Source organism: Pseudomonas sp. CGJS7, assembly GCF_036961695.1.
On the sequence record NZ_JBAMDI010000131.1, the window covers coordinates 1 to 21,242 of the forward strand.

Annotated in this window: 21 protein-coding genes; all 21 read right to left on the bottom strand. The window is 63.7% G+C overall.

What is annotated here, in order from left to right; translation table 11 throughout:
• Positions 1–32: 32 nt before the first annotated feature.
• On the bottom strand, positions 33–338 hold the full coding sequence (gene rpsN, locus V7787_RS43530; RefSeq protein WP_336093855.1) for a 30S ribosomal protein S14: 306 nt from the start codon (positions 336–338) through the stop codon (positions 33–35).
• 14 nt (positions 339–352) lie between these two features.
• Entirely contained in the window at positions 353–895 is a 543-nt protein-coding gene (gene rplE, locus V7787_RS43535; RefSeq protein WP_336093856.1) for a 50S ribosomal protein L5, read from the bottom strand.
• An 11-nt stretch (positions 896–906) separates the two neighbouring features.
• Positions 907–1,221, bottom strand: coding sequence for a 50S ribosomal protein L24 (rplX, locus tag V7787_RS43540; protein WP_336093857.1), 315 nt, complete (start codon positions 1,219–1,221; stop codon positions 907–909).
• A 16-nt stretch (positions 1,222–1,237) separates the two neighbouring features.
• Positions 1,238–1,606, bottom strand: coding sequence for a 50S ribosomal protein L14 (gene rplN / locus V7787_RS43545; protein WP_031373826.1), 369 nt, complete (start codon positions 1,604–1,606; stop codon positions 1,238–1,240).
• Between the two features lie 14 nt (positions 1,607–1,620).
• Positions 1,621–1,890 carry a 30S ribosomal protein S17 gene (rpsQ, locus tag V7787_RS43550; RefSeq protein WP_336093858.1) on the bottom strand — a complete coding sequence of 90 codons (270 nt, stop codon included), beginning with the start codon at positions 1,888–1,890 and terminating at the stop codon, positions 1,621–1,623.
• Positions 1,891–1,899: 9 nt separating this feature from the next.
• Positions 1,900–2,085 (bottom strand): 50S ribosomal protein L29, encoded by a 186-nt coding sequence (gene rpmC / locus V7787_RS43555; protein WP_336093859.1) that lies wholly within the window; start codon positions 2,083–2,085, stop codon positions 1,900–1,902.
• Positions 2,085–2,498, bottom strand: coding sequence for a 50S ribosomal protein L16 (gene rplP / locus V7787_RS43560; protein WP_036111797.1), 414 nt, complete (start codon positions 2,496–2,498; stop codon positions 2,085–2,087). The genes rpmC and rplP overlap by 1 nt, the downstream gene beginning before the upstream one ends.
• Before the next feature lie 6 nt (positions 2,499–2,504).
• Positions 2,505–3,248 carry a 30S ribosomal protein S3 gene (rpsC, locus tag V7787_RS43565; RefSeq protein ID WP_336093862.1) on the bottom strand — a complete coding sequence of 248 codons (744 nt, stop codon included), beginning with the start codon at positions 3,246–3,248 and terminating at the stop codon, positions 2,505–2,507.
• 14 nt (positions 3,249–3,262) lie between these two features.
• Entirely contained in the window at positions 3,263–3,598 is a 336-nt protein-coding gene (gene rplV / locus V7787_RS43570; RefSeq protein WP_336093864.1) for a 50S ribosomal protein L22, read from the bottom strand.
• A gap of 10 nt (positions 3,599–3,608) precedes the next feature.
• Positions 3,609–3,878, bottom strand: a complete 270-nt coding sequence (rpsS, locus tag V7787_RS43575; RefSeq protein ID WP_057943874.1) for a 30S ribosomal protein S19 — start codon at positions 3,876–3,878, stop codon at positions 3,609–3,611.
• A 6-nt stretch (positions 3,879–3,884) separates the two neighbouring features.
• On the bottom strand, positions 3,885–4,712 hold the full coding sequence (rplB, locus tag V7787_RS43580) for a 50S ribosomal protein L2 (protein WP_036111804.1): 828 nt from the start codon (positions 4,710–4,712) through the stop codon (positions 3,885–3,887).
• Positions 4,713–4,722: 10 nt separating this feature from the next.
• Positions 4,723–5,019, bottom strand: coding sequence for a 50S ribosomal protein L23 (gene rplW, locus V7787_RS43585; RefSeq protein WP_336093867.1), 297 nt, complete (start codon positions 5,017–5,019; stop codon positions 4,723–4,725).
• Positions 5,016–5,621: a 50S ribosomal protein L4 gene (gene rplD / locus V7787_RS43590; protein ID WP_336093868.1), complete on the bottom strand. Its 606-nt coding sequence runs from the start codon at positions 5,619–5,621 to the stop codon at positions 5,016–5,018. The genes rplW and rplD overlap by 4 nt, the downstream gene beginning before the upstream one ends.
• A 2-nt stretch (positions 5,622–5,623) precedes the next feature.
• A complete protein-coding gene (gene rplC / locus V7787_RS43595) occupies positions 5,624–6,280 on the bottom strand; it encodes a 50S ribosomal protein L3 (protein ID WP_336093869.1) in 657 nt (218 codons plus the stop codon).
• A 10-nt stretch (positions 6,281–6,290) separates the two neighbouring features.
• Positions 6,291–6,602: a 30S ribosomal protein S10 gene (gene rpsJ, locus V7787_RS43600; protein ID WP_031373837.1), complete on the bottom strand. Its 312-nt coding sequence runs from the start codon at positions 6,600–6,602 to the stop codon at positions 6,291–6,293.
• A 706-nt stretch (positions 6,603–7,308) separates the two neighbouring features.
• Positions 7,309–8,499 (bottom strand): elongation factor Tu, encoded by a 1,191-nt coding sequence (tuf, locus tag V7787_RS43605; protein ID WP_336093871.1) that lies wholly within the window; start codon positions 8,497–8,499, stop codon positions 7,309–7,311.
• Between the two features lie 165 nt (positions 8,500–8,664).
• Entirely contained in the window at positions 8,665–10,785 is a 2,121-nt protein-coding gene (fusA, locus tag V7787_RS43610; protein WP_336093872.1) for an elongation factor G, read from the bottom strand.
• Between the two features lie 144 nt (positions 10,786–10,929).
• Positions 10,930–11,397, bottom strand: coding sequence for a 30S ribosomal protein S7 (gene rpsG, locus V7787_RS43615; protein WP_057943881.1), 468 nt, complete (start codon positions 11,395–11,397; stop codon positions 10,930–10,932).
• Positions 11,398–11,477: 80 nt separating this feature from the next.
• Positions 11,478–11,852 carry a 30S ribosomal protein S12 gene (gene rpsL, locus V7787_RS43620; RefSeq protein ID WP_036115437.1) on the bottom strand — a complete coding sequence of 125 codons (375 nt, stop codon included), beginning with the start codon at positions 11,850–11,852 and terminating at the stop codon, positions 11,478–11,480.
• A 598-nt stretch (positions 11,853–12,450) separates the two neighbouring features.
• Positions 12,451–16,677, bottom strand: a complete 4,227-nt coding sequence (gene rpoC / locus V7787_RS43625; protein WP_336093874.1) for a DNA-directed RNA polymerase subunit beta' — start codon at positions 16,675–16,677, stop codon at positions 12,451–12,453.
• A 131-nt stretch (positions 16,678–16,808) separates the two neighbouring features.
• Positions 16,809–20,972 carry a DNA-directed RNA polymerase subunit beta gene (gene rpoB / locus V7787_RS43630; RefSeq protein ID WP_336093875.1) on the bottom strand — a complete coding sequence of 1,388 codons (4,164 nt, stop codon included), beginning with the start codon at positions 20,970–20,972 and terminating at the stop codon, positions 16,809–16,811.
• Positions 20,973–21,242 lie beyond the last annotated feature (270 nt).

The following is a 21,242-nucleotide window of genomic DNA, read 5'->3' on the forward strand; positions in this document are numbered from 1 at the left end:
ATACCGGGAAAGCCGGTAATAGTACCAGAGATTTACCAGCTTGCCTTACGCAGGCCCGGCACATCGCCGCGCATGGTGGCTTCGCGCAGCTTGTTGCGGCCGAGGCCGAACTTCTGGTAGACGCCGCGCGAACGGCCGGTCAAGGCGCAACGGTTGCGCTGACGGCTCGGCGAGGAGTCGCGCGGCAGCTTCTGCAGCTTGACCACCGCGTCCATCTTGTCTTCGTAGGAAGACGCGTCGCTGGCGATGATCTTCTTCAGCGCATCACGCTTAGCGGCGAATTTCTTCACCAGCTTGGTCCGCTTGATGTCGCGGTTGATCATGGAAGTCTTAGCCATTTTTCAATCCTGACTCAGTTACGGAACGGGAAGCGGAAGGCTTCGAGCAGGGCTTTCGCCTCGGCATCGGTCTTCGCGGTCGTGGTGATCGCGATGTCCATGCCGCGCAGAGCGTCGACCTGGTCGAAATCGATTTCCGGGAAGATGATCTGTTCCTTGACGCCCATGTTGTAGTTGCCGCGGCCGTCGAAGGAACGGCCCGACACGCCGCGGAAGTCGCGGACGCGCGGCAACGAGATGTTGATCAGGCGATCGAGGAACTCGAACATCTTGGCGCGACGCAGGGTGACCTTGGTGCCGATCGGCCAGCCGTCGCGGATCTTGAACGAAGCCACCGACACGCGGGACTTGGTCACGATCGGCTTCTGGCCGGCGATCTTGGTCATGTCCGCAACGGCATTTTCCAGGATCTTCTTGTTGGTGGCCGCTTCGCCCACACCCATGTTCAGGGTGATCTTGACGAGGCGCGGCACTTCCATCGGGTTCTTGTAGCCGAACTTTTCAGTCAGCGCCGGAACCACTTCATTCTTGTAAAACTCTTCGAGCCGGGTGGTCATTTCAGCATTCCTCAGGCGTCAACCGCCTCACCGCTGGAGCGGAACACACGCAGTTTGCGTCCATCCTCCAGCACCTTGAAACCGATGCGTTCGCCCTTGCCGGTGGCCGGGTTGAACAGCATGACGTTGGAAATGTGAATCGGCGCTTCGCGCTCGATCACGCCGCCCGGCTGGTTGGCCTGCGGATTCGGCTTGGTGTGGCGCTTGACGAGGTTGATGTTCGACACGACGACCTTGTCGCCGAGCACGCGCACCACATCGCCCTTCTTGCCCTTGTCCTTGCCGGCGGTGACGATCACTTGATCGCCCTTCTTGATACGGTTCATGGTCTAGTTCCTCCGCTCAGAGCACTTCAGGCGCGAGCGAGACGATCTTCATGAACTTCTCCGAGCGCAGCTCGCGAGTCACGGGTCCGAAGATACGGGTGCCGATCGGCTCATGCTTATTGTTGAGCAACACCGCAGCGTTGCCATCGAAGCGGATCAGCGAACCGTCCGGGCGACGCACGCCCTTACGGGTGCGGACCACGACGGCGTCGTAGACGTCGCCCTTCTTGACCTTGCCGCGCGGGATCGCGTCCTTCACGGTGACCTTGATGATGTCGCCAATGTGCGCGTAACGGCGCTTGGAGCCGCCGAGCACCTTGATGCACATCACTTCCTTAGCACCGGAGTTGTCGGCAACGCCGAGGTAGCTTTGCATCTGGATCATGGTTCAGCCTCCTCTTAGACGGCCGCGCGGCTGACGATTTCAACCACGCTCCAGTTCTTGGTCTTGGACATCGGAGCAATCTCCTTCACCCGCACGATGTCGCCTTCTTTGCAGGCGTTCTCGGCGTCGTGAGCGTGGAGCTTGGTCGAGCGACGGATGTACTTGCCGTACAGCGCGTGCTTGACCTGACGCTCCACCAGCACGGTGACGGTCTTGTCCATCTTGTTGCTGACAACCCGGCCTTCAACCGTGCGCAGCGCCTTCTCTGTCTTGTTGTCGGTCATGGCGGGTCCTTACTTCTTCTCGCCCAGCAGCATGTTCACGCGAGCGATCTCGCGCTTGACGCGGCGGGGGTCGTGGGTCTTGGCGAGCTGGCCGGTGGCCTTCTGCATGCGCAGAGCGAAGCTCTCCTTGTGAAGCTCGACCAGATGAGCCTTCAGCTCATCCGCCGACTTCTGGCGAAGTTGCTTGAGTTCCATTAGCGCACCGTCCGGGTAACGAAAGTAGTGGTCACCGAGAGCTTGGCGGCGGCCAGGCGGAACGCTTCGCGCGCCACGTCTTCGGCCACACCCTCGATCTCGTAAATCATGCGACCGGGCTGGATCTGGGCGACCCAGTACTCGACGTTGCCCTTACCGGAGCCCATTCGGACTTCGATCGGCTTCTTGGTGATCGGCTTGTCCGGGAACACGCGGATCCACATCTTGCCGCCGCGCTTGACGTAGCGGCTGATCGAGCGGCGGGCCGCTTCGATCTGACGCGCGGTCAGCTGACCGTGAGCGGTCGCCTTGAGGCCGTATTCGCCGAAGCTGACGGCATTGCCGCTCCAGCTCAGGCCATCATTGCGGCCCTTGTGTACCTTGCGGTACTTAGTTCGCTTGGGTTGCAACATGACGGATTACCTCTGTTCGCGGGCAGGACGGCCCGGGCGGTCGTTACGATCACCGCGGTCGCCGCGGTCACCACGCTCGCTGCGCGGCGAATCGTCCTGCTTTTCCTGGCCCACTTGGGAGAAGTCGAACACTTCGCCCTTATAGATCCAGGTCTTGATGCCGATGATGCCGTAGGTCGTCTTGGCTTCAGCGAAGCCATAGTCGATGTCGGCACGCAGCGTGTGCAGCGGCACGCGACCTTCGCGATACCACTCCGAACGCGCGATTTCGGCGCCGTTGAGACGGCCGGCGACGTTGACCTTGATGCCGAGGGCACCCAGGCGCATCGCGTTGCCGACCGCGCGCTTCATCGCGCGGCGGAACATGATGCGGCGCTCCAGCTGCTGAGCGATCGACTCGGCGACCAGCTGCGCGTCGAGTTCCGGCTTGCGGACCTCGGTCACGTTGATGTGCGCCGGAACGCCCATCAGCGCGCTGACTTCCTTACGCAGCTTCTCGATGTCCTCGCCGCGCTTGCCGATCACCACGCCCGGACGGGCGGTGTGGATCGTCACGCGGGCGTTGTTCGCCGGACGTTCGATGAAAATCTTCGAGATGCCGGCCTGAGCCAGCTTCTTGCGAAGCATGACGCGAACCTTCAGGTCAGCAGCCAAATACTCGGCGTACTGCTTCTTGTTCGCGAACCACTTGGAATTCCAATCCTTGGCGATGCCCAGGCGGATTCCGGTCGGATGAACTTTATGACCCATTGTCTGACTCCGCCTTACTTGCCCGCGCCCACAACCACAGTGATGTGGCTGGTGCGCTTGAGGATGCGGGTGCCGCGGCCCTTCGCACGCGCCATGAAGCGCTTCAGTGCGGGACCCTCGTCCACCATGATGGTCTTGACCTTGAGCTCGTCGATGTCGGCGCCCTGGTTGTTCTCGGCGTTGGCGATGGCGGACTCCACGACCTTGCGGATCAGGGAGGCTGCCTTCTTGTCCGAGAACTTCAGCAGGTTGACGGCGCGCTCGGCGGACAGACCGCGCACCTGGTCGGCGACCAGGCGGGCCTTCTGCGGGGAGATGCGCGCGGTGCGCAGGATGGCTTTCGCTTCCATGGTCATCTCCTTACTTGCCCGACTTCTTGTCGCCGCCGTGACCCTTGAACGTACGGGTCAGAGCGAACTCGCCAAGCTTGTGGCCAACCATGTTTTCGTTGACCAACACCGGGATGTGGTTTTTGCCGTTGTGGACGGCGATCGTGAAGCCAACCATTTCCGGCAGCACCATCGAACGACGCGACCAGGTCTTGATCGGCTTCTTGTTGTTGCCCGCGGTTTCGACCTTCTTCATCAGATGATGGTCGACGAACGGGCCCTTCTTCAGTGAACGTGCCATGTTCGATTAACCCCTGCGATCGCGCACGATGAATTGCGTGGTGCGCTTGTTCTTGCGCGTCTTGTAACCCTTGGTCGGAACACCCCACGGGGTGACCGGATGCGGGTTGCCCTGGCCAGCCTTCGCCTCGCCGCCGCCGTGCGGGTGGTCGACGGGGTTCATGGCCGCGCCGCGAACGGTCGGCTTGATACCGCGCCAACGCTTCGCACCGGCCTTGCCGAGCTTCTCGAGGCTGTGTTCGTCGTTGCCGACTTCGCCGATGGTCGCGCAGCAGTCGACCGGCACCTTGCGCATTTCGCCGGAGCGAAGACGCAGCGTGGCGTAACCCTGCTCGCGAGCGACCAGCTGCACGCCGGCGCCGGCGGCGCGGGCGAGCTGAGCGCCCTTGCCGGGCTTCATCTCGATGCAGTGGACCGTCGAACCGACCGGGATGTTGCTCAGCGGCAGCGTGTTGCCGACGCGGATCGGAGCATCGCGGCCGGCGATCACTTGGTCGCCGTCCTTCAGGCCCTTGGGGGCGATGATGTAACGACGCTCGCCATCGACGTAGCACAGCAGCGCGATGTGCGCGGTGCGGTTGGGATCGTATTCGATCCGCTCGACGCGGGCCGGGATGCCGACCTTGTCGCGCTTGAAGTCGATGATGCGGTAGTGCTGCTTGTGGCCACCGCCGATGTGACGGGTGGTGATGCGACCGTGGTGGTTACGGCCGCCGCTCTTGCTCTGCTTCTCGACCAACGCCGCATGCGGCGCGCCCTTGTGCAGGCCCGGCGTCACGACGCGAACCGCGTTGCGGCGGCCGGCGGAAGTGGGCTTGAAAGTCATCAATGCCATGGATCTTTCCTCAGGCCTTGGCCATCACGTCGATCGACTGGCCGTCGGCCAGCTTCACGTACGCCTTGCGCCAGTCGGCGCGACGGCCCATGCGGTTCTTGAAGGCTTTGTTCTTGCCCTTCACGTTGACCACATTGACAGCCTCGACCTTCACGTCGAACAGCTTTTCCACGGCGACCTTGATGTCGGCCTTGGTAGCGTCCGTCGAGACTTCGAAGACGTATTGGTTGGAGACTTCCTGCAGCCGTGCGGTCTTTTCGGACACGCGCGGTGCGCGGATGATGCTGTAGAGCTTGGCCTCGTTCATGCCAGCCACTCCTCGATCTTCTTGACCGCATCGGCGGTGAACACGATCGAATCGGCGCCGACGAGGGCCACCGGATCGAGTCCCTGCACGTCGCGGACTTCCACATAAGGCAAGTTGCGGGCCGAGAGGTACAGGTTCTCGGTCGCTTCCTCGGTGACGAGCAGCGGACGACGGCCCATTTCCAGCGACTTCAACATGGACACCATGCCGGAGGTCTTGGGCGAGTCGAGGTCGAGCTTCTCGACGACGGTGATGCGGCCCTGGCGGTTGAGTTCCGACAGGATCGACGCGATCGCCGCGCGGTACATCTTGCGGTTCACCTTCTGGGCGAAGCTGCGCGGCTTGGCCGCGAAGGTCACGCCGCCGCCGACGAAGATCGGAGCCGTCAGCGCGCCATGACGCGCACCGCCGCCCTTCTGCTTCTTCGACTTTTTGGTGGTGCCGTTGACTTCCGAACGGGTCTTCTGCGCCTTGGTGCCGGCGCGACCTGCGTTGCGGTAAGCCACGACCACCTGGTGAACCAGGTCTTCGCTGAATTCGCGATCGAAGATGGCGTCGGAAACCGACAGCTTCTTGTCGCTACCGTTGATGGCAAGTTCCATCGTTATGCTCCCTTGCTCGACGGGCGAACGATCACGTCGCCACCCGGAGCGCCCGGCACGGCGCCCTTGATCGCGATCAGGCCGCGCTCGGCGTCGACCTTGACCACTTCCAGGCCCTGCGTGCTCTGCTGAACGGCGCCCATGTGACCGGACATTTTCTTACCCGGGAAAACGCGGCCCGGCGTCTGGCGCTGGCCGATCGAACCGGGCGAGCGGTGCGACAGCGAGTTACCGTGCGTCGCGTCGCCCATGCTGAAGTTCCAGCGCTTGATCGTGCCCTGGAAGCCCTTGCCCTTGGTGATGCCCTGGACGTCGACGATCTGGCCCACTTCGAAGATGTCGGCCTTGATCTCGCCGCCCACTTCGAAAGCGCCGATCTTGTCGGCTTCCACGCGCAGCTCCCACAAGCCGCGACCGGCTTCGACCTTCGCCTTGGCGAGGTGACCGGCTTCGGGCTTGTTGACGAGCGCGGCGCGGCGCACGCCGACGGTCACCTGCACGGCGCTGTAACCGTCGGTTTCCGAGGTCTTGATTTGGGTGATGCGGTTCGGGGTGGCCTCGATGAGGGTCACCGGAACCGACTTGCCGTCTTCGGTGAAGAAGCGGCTCATGCCGGCCTTGCGACCGACAATGCCCAACGAATATTTCTTCGCGGTCATAGTGGTGGCCTCAGGTCAGCTTGATCTGAACGTCAACGCCAGCCGCGAGTTCGAGCTTCATCAGCGCGTCCACGGTCTTGTCGTTGGGGTCGATGATGTCGAGCACGCGCTTGTGCGTACGGGTCTCGTACTGGTCGCGCGCGTCCTTGTCGACGTGCGGGGAGACGAGAATGGTGTAACGCTCGATCTTGGTCGGCAGCGGGATCGGGCCGCGCACTTGCGCGCCGGTCCGCTTGGCCGTCTCGACGATCTCGCTGGCCGAGCGGTCGATCAGACGATGATCGTACGCTTTGAGCCGGATCCGGATCTTTTGGTCCGCCATGACGGAATTCCTTGGTTAAAAGAGCGACGGGACGGCTTCTGGGTGCGCCGGCCCCACGAAAACGCAAACACTCCAGGGCAACACCCTCGCCCCGGAGCTTCCTTGCCTGGAAAAACTAAGGCGGCCCGGTTTCCCGGCCCGCCCAGACTGAGCAGAACGCACGAAGGGCTCCATTAGCGTTCTTTGGATGCCCGAGGGCCCAGAACGTATGGAGCGCTGCCGTGCGACATATCCCTGTCTGGCGAATACGAGGTGCGTCCTGCTCCTCATTTCGCTGGTTGCGCCGCCCCGGCATAAACAGGGGTGACACGGTGGTCGCGCATTCTACAAGCATCCGCGACGGGAGTGCAAGCGCTCCGGCCTTTGGATGATGAATGCGTGCCCTGCCCTGTCTGGGCGGGGGCTCGACTACCGGCTTTCTGAATCGCGGTCGGGGGACTGCGATTAAGAAAACCGGCGACGGCTGGGCCGTCGCGGGTTTCTTGGAGCGGGCGGAACCTTGAGGGGCGCCACCCTTTAAAGCATGGAGCTGAAGATCCGTCGCTACCAACTTTCGGCCCCGGCCATCGCGCATAGCGCGATGGCGTTCGGCGCCACGCGACATGCGCTTCAACGCATGCCGCAAGCGCTGTCGCCTCACCCCCGCTTTCGCGGGGATGACGAACTGACAAAGCCGTGCGCGCCGAAGCGCGCACGGGTCAGTTCGTCACTTGATGATCTTCGCCACCACGCCCGCACCGACGGTACGACCGCCTTCGCGGATCGCGAAACGCAGGCCTTCGTCCATCGCCACCGGGTTGATCAGCGTGACGACCATCTTGATGTTGTCGCCCGGCATGACCATCTCGACGCCTTCCGGCAGCTCGCAAGCGCCGGTGATGTCGGTGGTGCGGAAGTAGAACTGCGGACGGTAGCCCTTGAAGAACGGGGTGTGACGGCCGCCTTCGTCCTTCGACAGCACATACACTTCGGCTTCGAACTCGGTGTGCGGCTTGATCGAACCCGGCTTGCACAGCACCTGGCCGCGCTCCACGTCGTCGCGCTTGGTGCCGCGCAGCAGCAGACCGGCGTTGTCGCCCGCCTGACCCTGGTCCAGCAGCTTGCGGAACATTTCAACGCCAGTGACCGTGGTCTTCTGGGTCGGACGGATACCGACGATTTCGATTTCGTCGCCCACCTTGATGATGCCGCGCTCGATACGGCCGGTCACCACGGTGCCGCGGCCCGAGATCGAGAACACGTCTTCCACCGGCATCAGGAACGGCTTGTCGATCGCGCGCTCCGGCTCCGGAATGAAGGTGTCCAGCGCGTCGACCAGCTTCAGGATCGCCGGCACGCCGATGTCGCTCTGGTCGCCTTCCAGCGCCAGACGGGCCGAACCGTGGATGATCGGGGTGTCGTCGCCCGGGAAGTCGTACTTGGTCAGCAGCTCGCGCACTTCCATCTCGACCAGCTCGAGCAGCTCGGCGTCGTCCACCATGTCGGCCTTGTTCAGGAACACGACGATGTACGGCACGCCGACCTGACGCGACAGCAGGATGTGTTCGCGGGTCTGCGGCATCGGGCCGTCAGCGGCCGAGCACACCAGAATCGCGCCGTCCATCTGCGCCGCACCGGTGATCATGTTCTTCACGTAGTCCGCGTGGCCCGGGCAGTCGACGTGCGCGTAGTGACGCGAAGCCGATTCGTATTCCACGTGCGCGGTCGAGATCGTGATGCCGCGAGCCTTTTCTTCCGGCGCCGCGTCGATCGCGTCGTACGCCTTGAACTCGCCGCCGAAACGCTCAGCGCCCACCTTGGTCAGCGCTGCGGTCAGCGTGGTCTTGCCATGGTCGACGTGACCGATGGTGCCGACGTTGACGTGCGGCTTGGTGCGCTCGAATTTACCCTTAGCCATGATGTATCTCTCTTAAGTTCTGTGATTCGTTGTTCGGGATGAGGGATTGGCGATCAACAGCCGCCCCATCCCTGATATTTGCTTGCGACCGGACTTCGATGCGGTTTCGGGAGCAGGTGGCATCCGCCTTGGCGAACCCCGAACCCCACTCCCGAATCCCGTCTATCAGCCGCCCTTCTTGATCACGGTCTCGGCGATGTTGTTCGGCGCCTCGGCGTAGTGATCGAATTCCATCGTGAAGGTCGCGCGACCCTGGGTCAGCGAACGGATGGTGGTCGCGTAGCCGAACATTTCGCCCAGCGGCACCATCGCGTTGATGGTCTTGCCCGACGGCGTGTCGTCCTGGCCCTGCAACAGGCCGCGACGACGGCTCAAGTCGCCCATGACGTCGCCGACGTACTCTTCCGGCGTCACCACTTCGACCTTCATCATCGGCTCCAGCAGGACCGGATCGGCCTTGCGGAAGCCTTCCTTGAAGGCCATCGACGCGGCGAGCTTGAACGCCATTTCCGACGAGTCGACGTCGTGGTACGAACCGAACACGAGCTTGACCTTCACGCCCACGACCGGGAAGCCGGCCAGCGGACCGCTGGTGATGGTCTCGCGCAGGCCCTTTTCGATCGCCGGGATGAATTCCTTCGGAATCACGCCGCCGGTGATGTCGTTGACGAACAGGAAATCGTTCTTGACGTCTTCGTCCGCACGATCCTTCTCGCTCATCGGCGACAGCTCGATCACCACGTGACCGTACTGACCCTTACCGCCGGACTGCTTGGCGTGCTTGTAATCCGACTTGACGTCCGACTTGCGGATGGTCTCGCGGTACGCCACCTGCGGCTTGCCGACGTTGGCTTCGACGTTGAACTCGCGCTTCATGCGGTCCACGAGGATGTCCAGGTGCAGCTCGCCCATGCCGGCGATGATGGTCTGGCCCGATTCTTCGTCGGTGCGCACGCGGAACGAAGGATCTTCCTGCGCCAGACGGCCCAGGGCGATACCCATCTTTTCCTGGTCCGACTTGGTCTTCGGTTCCACCGCCATCGAGATGACGGGCTCCGGGAACACCATGCGCTCCAGGGTGATGATGTGATCCTGCGCGCACAGCGTGTCGCCGGTGGTCACGTCCTTCAGGCCCACGGCCGCGGCGATGTCGCCGGCGCGGACTTCCTTGATTTCGTCGCGCTGGTTGGCGTGCATCTGCAGGATGCGGCCGACGCGTTCCTTCTTCGACTTGACCGGGTTGTACACCTGGTCGCCCGAATTCAGCACGCCCGAGTAGACGCGGAAGAAGGTCAGCGAACCCACGAACGGGTCGGTCATGATCTTGAACGCCAGCGCCGAGAACGGTTCGGTGTCGGACGCCTTGCGGGTGTCTTCCTTTTCGTCCTCGTCGATGCCTTGGACCGGCGGACGGTCGGACGGCGACGGCAGCAGGTTGATCACGCCGTCGAGCATGGCCTGAACGCCCTTGTTCTTGAACGCCGAGCCGCAGAACACCGGCACGATCTCGACGCGCAGGGTGCGCGCGCGCAGACCGGCGACGATTTCTTCTTCGCTCAGCTCGCCTTCGTTGAGGTACTTGTCCATGTACTCTTCCGAGGCTTCCGCCGCGGCTTCGATCATGAACGCGCGCGCCTCTTCGGCCTTGGACTGCAGCTCGGCCGGGATGTCGCGGTATTCGAACTTGGTGCCCTGCGACGCGACGTCCCAGTGGATCGCCTTCATCTTGAGCAGGTCGACCACGCCTTCGAAGCCGTCTTCGGCGCCGATCGGCACCTGCATCGGCACGGCGTACGCGCCCAGGCGCGCCTTCAGCTGCTCGACGACCTTATCGAAGTTGGCGCCGGTGCGGTCCATCTTGTTGACGAACGCCATGCGCGGCACGGAGTACTTGTTGGCCTGACGCCACACGGTCTCCGACTGCGGCTGGACGCCGCCGACCGCGCACAGCACGAACACCGCGCCGTCGAGGACGCGCAGCGAGCGCTCCACTTCGATGGTGAAGTCGACGTGCCCGGGGGTGTCGATGATGTTGAAGCGGTGCTCGGGCAGCGACTTGTCCATGCCCTTCCAGAACGCGGTGGTCGCGGCGGAAGTGATGGTGATGCCGCGTTCCTGCTCCTGCTCCATCCAGTCCATCGTCGCGGCACCTTCGTGCACTTCGCCGATCTTGTGGCTGACGCCGGTGTAGAACAGGATGCGTTCGGAAGTCGTGGTCTTGCCGGCATCGATGTGGGCCATGATGCCGAAGTTGCGGTAACGCTCGATGGGAGTGGTGCGAGCCACGGGACCCTCTCGTAATAGATTTTCGAATTCCAGATGGCCGGACGCCGCCTTATCGGCGGCCTCCGGTTCGCAAGGCGGCCGTATCGCCGCCGCGGCAACATCTCATGCGGATGTTGCGAAGGCCCTGTCGCCAGGGCGCTCGGATCACCAGCGGTAGTGAGCGAACGCGCGGTTCGCTTCTGCCATGCGGTGAGTCTCTTCGCGCTTCTTGATCGCCGCGCCGCGGTTCTCAGAGGCATCGAGCAGCTCGGCGGCCAGCTTGCGCGGCATCGAGCTCTCGCCGCGCTTGCGCGCGGATTCGATCAGCCAACGCATCGCCAGCGCCATGCGGCGCGAGGTGCGCACTTCGACCGGCACCTGGTAGGTGGCGCCGCCGACGCGACGCGACTTGACTTCGACCGACGGCGAAACGTTGGTCAGCGCCTTCTCAACCAGCTCGAGGGCGTTCGGATTCTTTTCACCGATGACGTCCATTGCGCCGTAAACGATCTTCTCGGCGACGGACTTCTTGCCGCTCTGCATGACCATATTGATGAAGCGCGCGATCGTCTCGCTGCCGTGCTTGGGATCGGGCAGAACCGAACGCTGCGGGGTGGAACCTTTACGCGACATGGTGCGTACCTATTTTCGTGATTCTTGACAGACGTGCTTGCGGGTGGCGGCGCGGTGCGCCGGCCTGGGCAGCGACGCGCTTAGGACTTCGGACGCTTGGCGCCGTACTTGGAACGGCTCTGGCGACGCTTGGCGACACCGGCGGCGTCGAGCGAGCCGCGGACGGTGTGGTAGCGCACGCCCGGCAGGTCCTTGACGCGGCCGCCGCGGATCAGCACGACCGAGTGTTCCTGCAGGTTGTGGCCTTCGCCGCCGATGTACGAAATGACTTCGTAACCGTTGGTCAGGCGCACCTTGGCGACCTTACGCAGAGCCGAGTTCGGCTTCTTCGGGGTCGTGGTGTACACGCGGGTGCAAACGCCGCGACGCTGCGGGCAGTTCGCGAGCGCCGGCGAGGCGCTCTTGTAGGTGGTCGCCTGCCGCGGCTTGCGGACGAGCTGATTGATGGTTGCCATCTAGAACTCTTGTATTGAGGGGCCGGGCGGCCGCTTCGGGATTAACGAACGGCACGTCGAATGCACCCGACCCACCGAGACGAAAAAGTATAGCCCGCGCTGAACGTTTCCGTCAACGCAGGCGATGCGAACAGCCGAAACCAGCGCACGAATGCGCCGATTTGCATGCTTATTCGATTGATCCCGCCCTACCTTGGGCCGAACACTAGGCGCTCCCTGCGCCTAATTTCGTGATCTGGGATACGGCCCATACGGGTCGATCCGGTCCGCGACGATAGCACATTTCTTTGGGTTTGCCACCCTCTTGCCTGTTCGGAGCGAGGGCGCCCGCCCCCAGTCCGTCATTCCGGCGGAAGCCGGAACCCATGTTGCTGTTAGCCCAAGCCGGAGCGGAGATCAAAATGGGTTCCGGCTTTCGCCGGAATGACGGGTTGGGGGCGGCGGCGGCGCCTGTGAGCGATCGGATTTCAGTGGTGTCTTGCCGAACCCAGTCCCCGGCCCGAGCCCCGAATCCCCCCCCCCCCGGCCAAATCGCAGGCAAAAAACAAGGCGGGCATCGCTGCCCGCCTTGCTCATGAACCGGCTTGGAGACTAAGGCTTACGCGTTGTCGTCGCCCGCCACCGTTTCCACCGCGGCCGGAGCCGGGGCTTCGACGGCGGTGACCGGGCCGGACAGCGCCTCCATCTCCGAGTCGGTCAGACCCGAGGCGTTCTTGCGGCGCTGGGTGTGGTACGCCAGACCGGTACCGGCCGGGATCAGACGGCCGACGATCACGTTCTCCTTCAGGCCGCGCAGGCCGTCGCGGGTACCGCGCACGGCGGCCTCGGTCAGCACGCGGGTGGTTTCCTGGAAGGACGCGGCCGAGATGAACGACTCGGTCGCCAGCGAGGCCTTGGTGATGCCCAGCAGGACCGGATCGTACTTGGCCGGGATCTCGTTGCGGGCCAGCAGACGCGCGTTCTCTTCGACGAAGCGCTGACGCTCGACCTGTTCGCCGTGCAGGAACTTGCTGTCGCCGTGGTCGGTGATTTCGACCTTGCGCAGCATCTGACGGACGATCACTTCGATGTGCTTGTCGTTGATCTTCACGCCCTGCAGGCGGTAGACGTCCTGGATTTCCTTGGTCAGGTACACGGCCAAGGGCTCCACGCCCAGCAGGCGCAGGATGTCCTGCGGGCTCGGCTCGCCGTCCACCACGGTCTCGCCCTTCTCCACGTGTTCGCCTTCGAACACGATGATCTGGCGGTACTTCGGGATCAGCTCTTCGTGCTCTTCACCGTCGGCCTGCTTGATGATCAAGCGCTGCTTGCCCTTGGTGTCCTTGCCGAAGCTGACGATGCCGGAGACTTCGGCGAGGATCGCCGGGTCCTTGGGCTTGCGCGCTTCGAACAAGTCGGCCACGCGCGGCAGACCACCGGTGATGTCGCGGGTCTTCGACGCTTCCTGCGGGATCTTGGCGACCACGTCGCCCACGCCGACGGCGGCGCCGTCCTGCAGGTTGACGATCGAGCGCGGCGGCAGCAGGTACTGCGCCGGCAGGTCGGTACCGGGGATGGTCAGATCCTTGCCGTTCTTGTCGACGATGCGGACGATCGGACGCAGATCCTTGCCCTGCGAACCGCGACGCTTGGGATCGGTGATTTCGCGCGAAGCCAGGCCGGTCAGTTCGTCGGTCTTCTCGATCACGGTCACGCCATCGACGAAGTCGATGAAGCGGATGAAACCGGCGACTTCCGAAACGATCGGGTGGTTATGCGGATCCCAGTTGGCGACGGTCTGGCCGGCCTTGATCTCGGCGCCGTCCTTGACCGCGACGGTCGCACCGTACGGCAGCTTGTAGCGCTCGCGCTCGCGCCCGTGCGGGTCGAGCACCGACAGTTCGCCCGAACGCGACACCGCGACCAGGTGGCCGTTGGCGTGGGCGACGTGCTTGAGGTTGTTGAACTTGATCGAACCGGTGGTCTTGACCGTGACGTTGTCGATCGCCGCAGCTCGCGATGCCGCACCACCGATGTGGAAGGTACGCATGGTCAGCTGGGTGCCGGGCTCACCGATCGACTGCGCGGCGACGACGCCGACCGCTTCGCCGTGGTTGACCAGGTGGCCGCGGCCGAGGTCGCGACCGTAGCAGTTGGCGCACACGCCGAAGCTGCTGGTGCAGGTGATCGTGGAGCGGACCTTGATCGACTGGACGCTGGCGTCCTCAAGCTTGGCCACCCAGGCTTCGTCGAGCAGGGTGTTGCGGGTGACGATCGGATCTTCGTCGTTGCCCGGCAGGAACACGTCCTCGGCCACGACGCGGCCCAGCACGCGGTCGCGCAGCGGTTCGACCACGTCGCCGCCTTCGACGATCGGGGTCATGGTCAGACCCTCGAGCGTGCCGCAGTCGGTTTCGGTGATCACCACGTCCTGCGCCACGTCGACCAGACGACGGGTCAGGTAACCCGAGTTCGCGGTCTTCAACGCGGTATCGGCCAGGCCCTTACGCGCGCCGTGGGTCGAGATGAAGTACTGCAGAACGTTCAGGCCTTCGCGGAAGTTCGCGGTGATCGGCGTCTCGATGATCGAGCCGTCGGGACGCGCCATCAGGCCGCGCATACCGGCCAGCTGACGGATCTGCGCCTGCGAACCACGCGCGCCGGAGTCGGCCATGATGTAAATCGAGTTCATGGACTTCTGCGGAACGCGCTTGCCTTCGGCGTTTTCGACCGTGTCGGTACCGATCGCGTCCATCATCGCCTTGGCCACGCGCTCGTTGGTGCGCGACCAGATGTCGACGACCTTATTGTAGCGCTCGCCGGCGGTGACCAGACCGGACTGGTACTGCTGCTGGATTTCCAGCACTTCGGTCTCGGCCTCGGCCAGGATGCCCTTCTTCTCGCCCGGGATGATCATGTCGTCGATGCCGATGGAGACGCCGGCGCGGGTCGCGTAAGCGAAGCCGGTGTACATCAGGCGGTCGGCGAACACGACCGTGTCCTTCAGGCCGAGCATGCGGTAGCACGAGTTGATCAAGCGGCTGATGTTCTTCTTGGTCAGCTCGGTGTTGGCCAGCGCGTACGGCAGGCCGTCGGGCAGGATCTCGCGCAGCAGGGCGCGGCCGACGGTGGTCTCGACGATCGAGGTCTTGGGCTCGCGGGTGCCGTCCTCGTTGATCACGGTCTCGGTGATGCGGACCTTGACCTTGGCGTGGATCTGCACGACGCGGTTGTCGTAAGCGCGCTTAACTTCGGCGACGTTGGCGAACACCATGCCCTCGCCCGCCTTGTTCTCCAGGGCGCGGGTCATGTAGTACAGACCCAGCACGACGTCCTGCGACGGCACGATGATCGGCTCGCCGTTGGCCGGCGAGAGGATGTTGTTGGACGCCATCATCAGCGCGCGCGCTTCCAGCTGGGCTTCCAGCGAGAGCGGCACGTGCACGGCCATCTGGTCGCCGTCGAAGTCGGCGTTGAAGGCGGTACACACCAGCGGGTGCAGCTGGATCGCCTTGCCTTCGATCAACACCGGCTCGAACGCCTGGATGCCCAGACGGTGCAGGGTCGGCGCACGGTTCAACAGCACCGGATGCTCGCGGATCACCTCTTCCAGGATGTCCCAAACTTCCGCCTCTTCACGCTCGACCAGCTTCTTGGCGGCCTTGATCGTGGTGGCCAGGCCGCGACGCTGCAGCTTGGCGAAGATGAAGGGCTTGAACAGCTCCAGCGCCATCTTCTTCGGCAGGCCGCACTCGTGCAGACGCAGGGTCGGGCCGACCACGATGACCGAACGGCCCGAGTAGTCCACGCGCTTGCCGAGCAGGTTCTGACGGAACCGGCCCTGCTTGCCCTTGATCATGTCGGCCAGCGACTTGAGCGGGCGCTTGTTGGTGCCGGTGATGGCGCGGCCGCGGCGGCCGTTGTCCATCAGGGCGTCGACCGATTCCTGCAGCATGCGCTTTTCGTTGCGCACGATGATGTCGGGCGCATTGAGTTCGAGCAGGCGGCGCAGACGGTTGTTGCGGTTGATCACGCGGCGGTACAGATCGTTCAGATCCGAGGTCGCGAAGCGGCCGCCTTCCAGCGGCACCAGCGGACGCAGATCCGGCGGCAGCACCGGCAGCACGGTCATGACCATCCACTCCGGACGGTTGCCGGATTCGAGGAAGGCTTCGACCAGCTTGATCCGCTTGGTCAGACGCTTGAGCTTGGTTTCCGAGCCGGTCGAAGAAATTTCTTCCTTCAACTGCAGCATTTCCGACTGCAGATCGATCGTGCGCAGCAGGTCGTACACGGCTTCGGCGCCCATCGCGGCTTCGAAGTCGTCGCCGTGCTCCTGACGCGCGGTCAGGTACTGCTCTTCGGTCAGCAGGTTGCCGCGTTCCATCGGGGTCAGACCCGGCTCGGTCACGACGTAGGCTTCGAAGTACAGGATGCGCTCGATGTCGCGCAGGGTCATGTCCAGCATCAGGCCGATGCGCGAGGGCAGCGACTTGAGGAACCAGATGTGCGCGACCGGCGAAGCCAGGTCGATGTGGCCCATGCGCTCGCGGCGCACCTTGGCCAGGGTGACTTCAGTGCCGCACTTCTCGCAGACCACGCCACGGTGCTTCATGCGCTTGTACTTGCCGCACAGGCACTCGTAGTCCTTGATCGGTCCGAAGATCGCGGCGCAGAACAGGCCGTCGCGTTCGGGCTTGAAGGTACGGTAGTTGATGGTTTCCGGCTTCTTCACTTCGCCGAACGACCACGAACGGATCAGGTCCGGCGAGGCCAGCGCGATCTTGATCGCGTCGAAGTCCAGCGCGGGACGCTGCTGGTTGAAGAGATTGAGCAAGTCTTTCATTTCTTTACTCCAAGCGGAGGAATTCGGCAGGCGGAGAGCAACAGCGGGGAGAGAAGCGGTGTCGGGGAATGGGGAACTGCGGGTAGCGCCAGGCGCCGGATTCCCTCAGTTCCCTACCTCTTATCCCGCTGTCAGTTCTCTTCCAGCTCCATGTTGATCGCCAGCGAACGGATTTCCTTGACCAACACGTTGAAGGACTCCGGCATGCCGGCGACCATTTCGTACTCGCCGTCGACGATGTTCTTGTACATCTGGTTGCGGCCCTGCACGTCGTCGGACTTCACCGTCAGCATTTCCTGCAGGGTGTAGGCCGCGCCGTAGGCTTCCAGCGCCCAGACTTCCATTTCGCCGAAACGCTGACCGCCGAACTGCGCCTTGCCGCCCAGCGGCTGCTGGGTGACGAGCGAGTACGGACCGGTCGAACGCGCGTGCATCTTGTCGTCGACCAAGTGGTTCAGCTTCAGCATGTGCATGTAGCCGATGGTCACCGGACGCTCGAACGCTTCGCCGGTACGGCCGTCGTGCAGCACGGCCTGGCCGCTGCTCGGCAGGTCGGCGAGTTCGAGCATGCGCTTGATCTCGAACTCCGCCGCGCCGTCGAACACCGGCGTCGCCATCGGCACGCCGTCGGTCAGGTTGCGGGCGAGCGTCAACAGTTCCTCATCGGTGAACTGCTTCAGATCCACGCGCTGACCGTGCAGCTTCTGGTCGTGGTTGTAGATCTCGTCGAGGAACTTGCGCAGCTCGGCGATCTTCTGTTGCGCCTCCAGCATGCGCTGGATTTTCTGGCCCAGGCCCTTGGCGGCCCAGCCCAGATGCACTTCCAGGATCTGGCCGATGTTCATACGCGACGGCACGCCCAGCGGGTTCAGCACGATGTCGACGGTCTGACCGTCGGCCGCGTACGGCATGTCCTCGACCGGCACGATGGTCGACACGACACCCTTGTTGCCGTGACGGCCGGCCATCTTGTCGCCCGGCTGGATGCGGCGCTTGACCGCCAGGAACACCTTGACCGTCTTCAGGATGCCCGGAGCGAGGTCGTCGCCCTGGGTGATCTTGCCGCGCTTGTCGGCGAAGCGGCGCTCGAATTCCTTCTGGTGGACGTCGATCTGCTTCTGCGCGCGCTCGATCGCCTCGATCGCTTCCTCGTCCTTCATGCGCAGGGTGAACCAGTCGGACTTCTTCAGACCGTCCAGCACCAGCGAGGTGACGGTGTCGCCCTTCTTCAGGCTGGCGCCGCCGTTGGCGACCTTGCCGATCAGCTGCGAACGCAGACGATCGTAGATGGCCGCTTCCAGGATCCGGAACTGGTCGTCGAAGTCCTTCTTGACCCGGCGGATTTCCGACTCTTCGATCTGACGGGCGCGCTTGTCCTTCTCGATGCCGTCGCGGGTGAAGACCTGCACGTCGATGACGGTGCCGTCCATGCCCGGGGGCACGCGCAGCGAGCTGTCCTTAACGTCGGACGCCTTCTCGCCGAAGATCGCGCGCAGCAGCTTCTCTTCCGGAGTCAGCTGCGACTCGCCCTTCGGCGTGACCTTGCCGACCAGGATGTCGCCGGCACGCACTTCCGCGCCGATGTACACCACGCCCGACTCGTCGAGGCGGTTCAAGGCCTGCTCGGAGACGTTGGGGATGTCGGCGGAGATTTCTTCCGGCCCCAGCTTGGTGTCGCGCGCCGAGCAGGTCAGCTCTTCGATGTGGATCGTGGTGTAGCGATCCTCTTCGACCACGCGCTCGGAGAGCAGGATCGAGTCTTCGAAGTTGTAGCCGTTCCACGGCATGAACGCGACCAGCATGTTCTGGCCGAGCGCGAGCTCGCCGATGTCGGTCGAGGGGCCGTCGGCCAGCACGTCGCCGCGGGCGATGACGTCGCCGACCTTGACCAGCGGGCTCTGGTTGATACAGGTGTTCTGGTTGGAACGCGTGTACTTGATCAGGTTGTAGATGTCCACGCCGGCATCGGTGACGCCGGAGATTTCGCTCTCGTTGACCTTGACCACGATGCGGGCCGCGTCGATCTGTTCGATCGTGCCGCCACGCAGCGCGTTCACCGTCACGCCCGAGTCGCGCGCCACGGCGCGCTCGATGCCGGTGCCGACCAGCGGCTTCTGCGAACGCAGGGTCGGAACGGCTTGACGCTGCATGTTCGCGCCCATCAGCGCGCGGTTGGCGTCGTCGTGCTCCAGGAACGGAACCAGCGCGGCCGCGACCGACACGGTCTGCATCGGCGAGACGTCCATGAAGTGGATCTCGGACGGCGGCTTGAGCAGGGTTTCGCCCTGGTAACGGCAGGCGACGAACTGGGCGGTGATCATGCCCTTGTCGTCCTGCGGCGCGTTGGCCTGGGCGATGACGTACTCGTTCTCTTCGATCGCCGACAGGAACTCGACGTCGTCGGTGACCTTGCCGTCCACGACCTTGCGGTACGGCGTCTCCAGGAAGCCGTACTTGTTGGTGCGGGCGAACACGGCGAGCGAGTTGATCAGGCCGATGTTCGGGCCTTCAGGCGTTTCGATGGTGCACACGCGCCCGTAATGGGTCGGGTGCACGTCGCGCACTTCGAAGCCGGCGCGCTCGCGGGTCAGACCGCCCGGGCCGAGGGCCGACACGCGACGCTTGTGCGTGACTTCCGACAGCGGGTTGTTCTGGTCCATGAACTGCGACAGCTGCGAGGAGCCGAAGAACTCCTTGATCGCGGCGGCCACGGGCTTGGCGTTGATGAGTTCCTGCGGGGTGAGGCCTTCGGACTCGGCCATCGACAGGCGCTCTTTGACCGCGCGCTCGACGCGGACCAGGCCGACGCGGAAGGTGTTCTCGGCCATTTCGCCGACCGAACGCACGCGACGGTTGCCCAGGTGATCGATGTCGTCGACAACGCCGCGGCCGTTGCGGATCTCGGTCAGGGTGCGGATGACGTCGAGGATGTCCGAGGTCTGGCCGAGTTCGTTGCGCAGGCGCACCGATTCCTCGTCCTTACGCTCGGAGAAGTACTTCGCGTCGTACAGCACCGAAGCGCCGACGGTTTCCTTGCGGCCGATGCGGCGGTTGAACTTCATCCGGCCCACGCCCGACAGGTCGTAGCGCTCGAAGGTGAAGAACAGGTTGTGGAACAGATTCTGCGCGGCGTCCTTGGTCGGCGGCTCGCCCGGACGCATCATCCGGTAGATTTCGACCAGCGCTTCCAGCTGGGTCTTCGACGGATCGATGCGCAGGGTGTTGGAGATGTACGGACCGCGGTCCAGGTCGTTGACCCAGATGGTGCCGACCGACTCGATGCCGGCCTTGCGGAACGCGGCCAGCTGCTCTTCGCTGATTTCGTCGTTGGCCGAGGCCAGCAGTTCGCCGGACTTGGTGTCGATGACGTCGTGCGAGAGGATGCGGCCGACCAGGTAGCTGTCGGGCACGGCCAGCGCGGCGATGCCGGACTGTTCCATCTGCTTGACGTGGCGCGCGGTGATGCGCTTGCCGGCTTCGACGATGACCTTGTCGCCGTCGGCCAGATCGAAGTCCAGGGTTTCGCCGCGCAGGCGCTCGGAGACCAGCTCCCACTGCACGCCCTCGGACATGATGTGGAAGGTGTTGATCTCGAAGAACTCGGCCAGCATCTCGGTGTTGTTGTAGCCGAGCGCGCGCAGCAGCACGGTCACCGGCAGCTTGCGGCGACGGTCGATACGAGTGAACAGCGCATCCTTCGGGTCGTACTCGAAGTCCAGCCACGAGCCGCGATACGGAATGATGCGGGCGCTGTACAGCAGCTTGCCCGAGCTGTGGGTCTTGCCGCGGTCGTGATCGAAGAACACGCCCGGCGAGCGGTGCAGCTGCGAGACGATGACGCGCTCGGTGCCGTTGACGATGAAGGTACCGTTGTCGGTCATGAGCGGAATCTCGCCCATGTAGACCTCTTGCTCCTTGACGTACTTGATCGCCTTGGTCGAGGACTCGCGATCGTAGATCACCAGGCGCACGGTCACGCGCAGCGGAGCGCCGTAGGACAGGCCGCGGTTACGGCATTCGCGCTCGTCGAACACCGGGTCGCCGAGCTTGTAGCCCACGTACTCGAGCGCAGCGTTGCCGCTGTAGCTGGAGATCGGGAACACCGACTTCAGCGCGGCATGCAGGCCGCGGTCGGCGCGTTTGGCCGGGTCGGTGTGTTCCTGCAGGAATTCGCGATAGGAATCGACCTGAATCGCCAGCAGGAAGGGAACTTCGAGGATGGACTTGCGCTTGCCGAAGTCCTTGCGGATGCGCTTCTTTTCAGTGAACGAATAGTTCGTGGAAGCTGTGGTCATGGTGAGCTACCGCCTCGATTAGCTAATGGGCCGGGAAAGCCGCCTGACAGCGGGTCTTTCCGGGCGAACCGCGCGTCCGCGGTTCGGGGGACTAATGACTGAACCAAAAATTGCCAGTGGGAAGTCGCTGGTATTGCCGGCACCAGCACGCCTTCTCCCGCTACTTCCGACTGTCAACTCGGGTGGGGCCGGAACCGGGGATCCGGGATTGCAAACTCGCGGCGGCAGCTGTTTTCGCGCTGACGCTTAAGCGAATCTTCAATCCCGAAT

Coding starts and splice junctions, on each gene's coding strand:
- rpsJ (WP_031373837.1), bottom strand. CDS start 6,602: ATGGCGGACCAAAAGATCCGGATCCGGCTCAAAGCGTACGATCATCGT.
- rpmC (WP_336093859.1), bottom strand. CDS start 2,085: ATGGAACTCAAGCAACTTCGCCAGAAGTCGGCGGATGAGCTGAAGGCT.
- rplV (WP_336093864.1), bottom strand. CDS start 3,598: ATGGAAGCGAAAGCCATCCTGCGCACCGCGCGCATCTCCCCGCAGAAG.
- rpoB (WP_336093875.1), bottom strand. CDS start 20,972: ATGACCACAGCTTCCACGAACTATTCGTTCACTGAAAAGAAGCGCATC.
- rpsG (WP_057943881.1), bottom strand. CDS start 11,397: ATGTCGCGTAAAGGTTCCACCCCGCAGCGTTCGGTTCTGCCCGATCCC.
- rplC (WP_336093869.1), bottom strand. CDS start 6,280: ATGACCGCGAAGAAATATTCGTTGGGCATTGTCGGTCGCAAGGCCGGC.
- rpsQ (WP_336093858.1), bottom strand. CDS start 1,890: ATGACCGACAACAAGACAGAGAAGGCGCTGCGCACGGTTGAAGGCCGG.
- rpsC (WP_336093862.1), bottom strand. CDS start 3,248: ATGGGTCATAAAGTTCATCCGACCGGAATCCGCCTGGGCATCGCCAAG.
- rpsS (WP_057943874.1), bottom strand. CDS start 3,878: ATGGCACGTTCACTGAAGAAGGGCCCGTTCGTCGACCATCATCTGATG.
- rpsN (WP_336093855.1), bottom strand. CDS start 338: ATGGCTAAGACTTCCATGATCAACCGCGACATCAAGCGGACCAAGCTG.
- tuf (WP_336093871.1), bottom strand. CDS start 8,499: ATGGCTAAGGGTAAATTCGAGCGCACCAAGCCGCACGTCAACGTCGGC.
- rplX (WP_336093857.1), bottom strand. CDS start 1,221: ATGAACCGTATCAAGAAGGGCGATCAAGTGATCGTCACCGCCGGCAAG.
- rplN (WP_031373826.1), bottom strand. CDS start 1,606: ATGATCCAGATGCAAAGCTACCTCGGCGTTGCCGACAACTCCGGTGCT.
- rplB (WP_036111804.1), bottom strand. CDS start 4,712: ATGGCATTGATGACTTTCAAGCCCACTTCCGCCGGCCGCCGCAACGCG.
- rplP (WP_036111797.1), bottom strand. CDS start 2,498: ATGTTGCAACCCAAGCGAACTAAGTACCGCAAGGTACACAAGGGCCGC.
- rplW (WP_336093867.1), bottom strand. CDS start 5,019: ATGAACGAGGCCAAGCTCTACAGCATCATCCGCGCACCGCGCGTGTCC.
- rpoC (WP_336093874.1), bottom strand. CDS start 16,677: ATGAAAGACTTGCTCAATCTCTTCAACCAGCAGCGTCCCGCGCTGGAC.
- rplD (WP_336093868.1), bottom strand. CDS start 5,621: ATGGAACTTGCCATCAACGGTAGCGACAAGAAGCTGTCGGTTTCCGAC.
- rpsL (WP_036115437.1), bottom strand. CDS start 11,852: ATGGCAACCATCAATCAGCTCGTCCGCAAGCCGCGGCAGGCGACCACC.
- rplE (WP_336093856.1), bottom strand. CDS start 895: ATGACCACCCGGCTCGAAGAGTTTTACAAGAATGAAGTGGTTCCGGCG.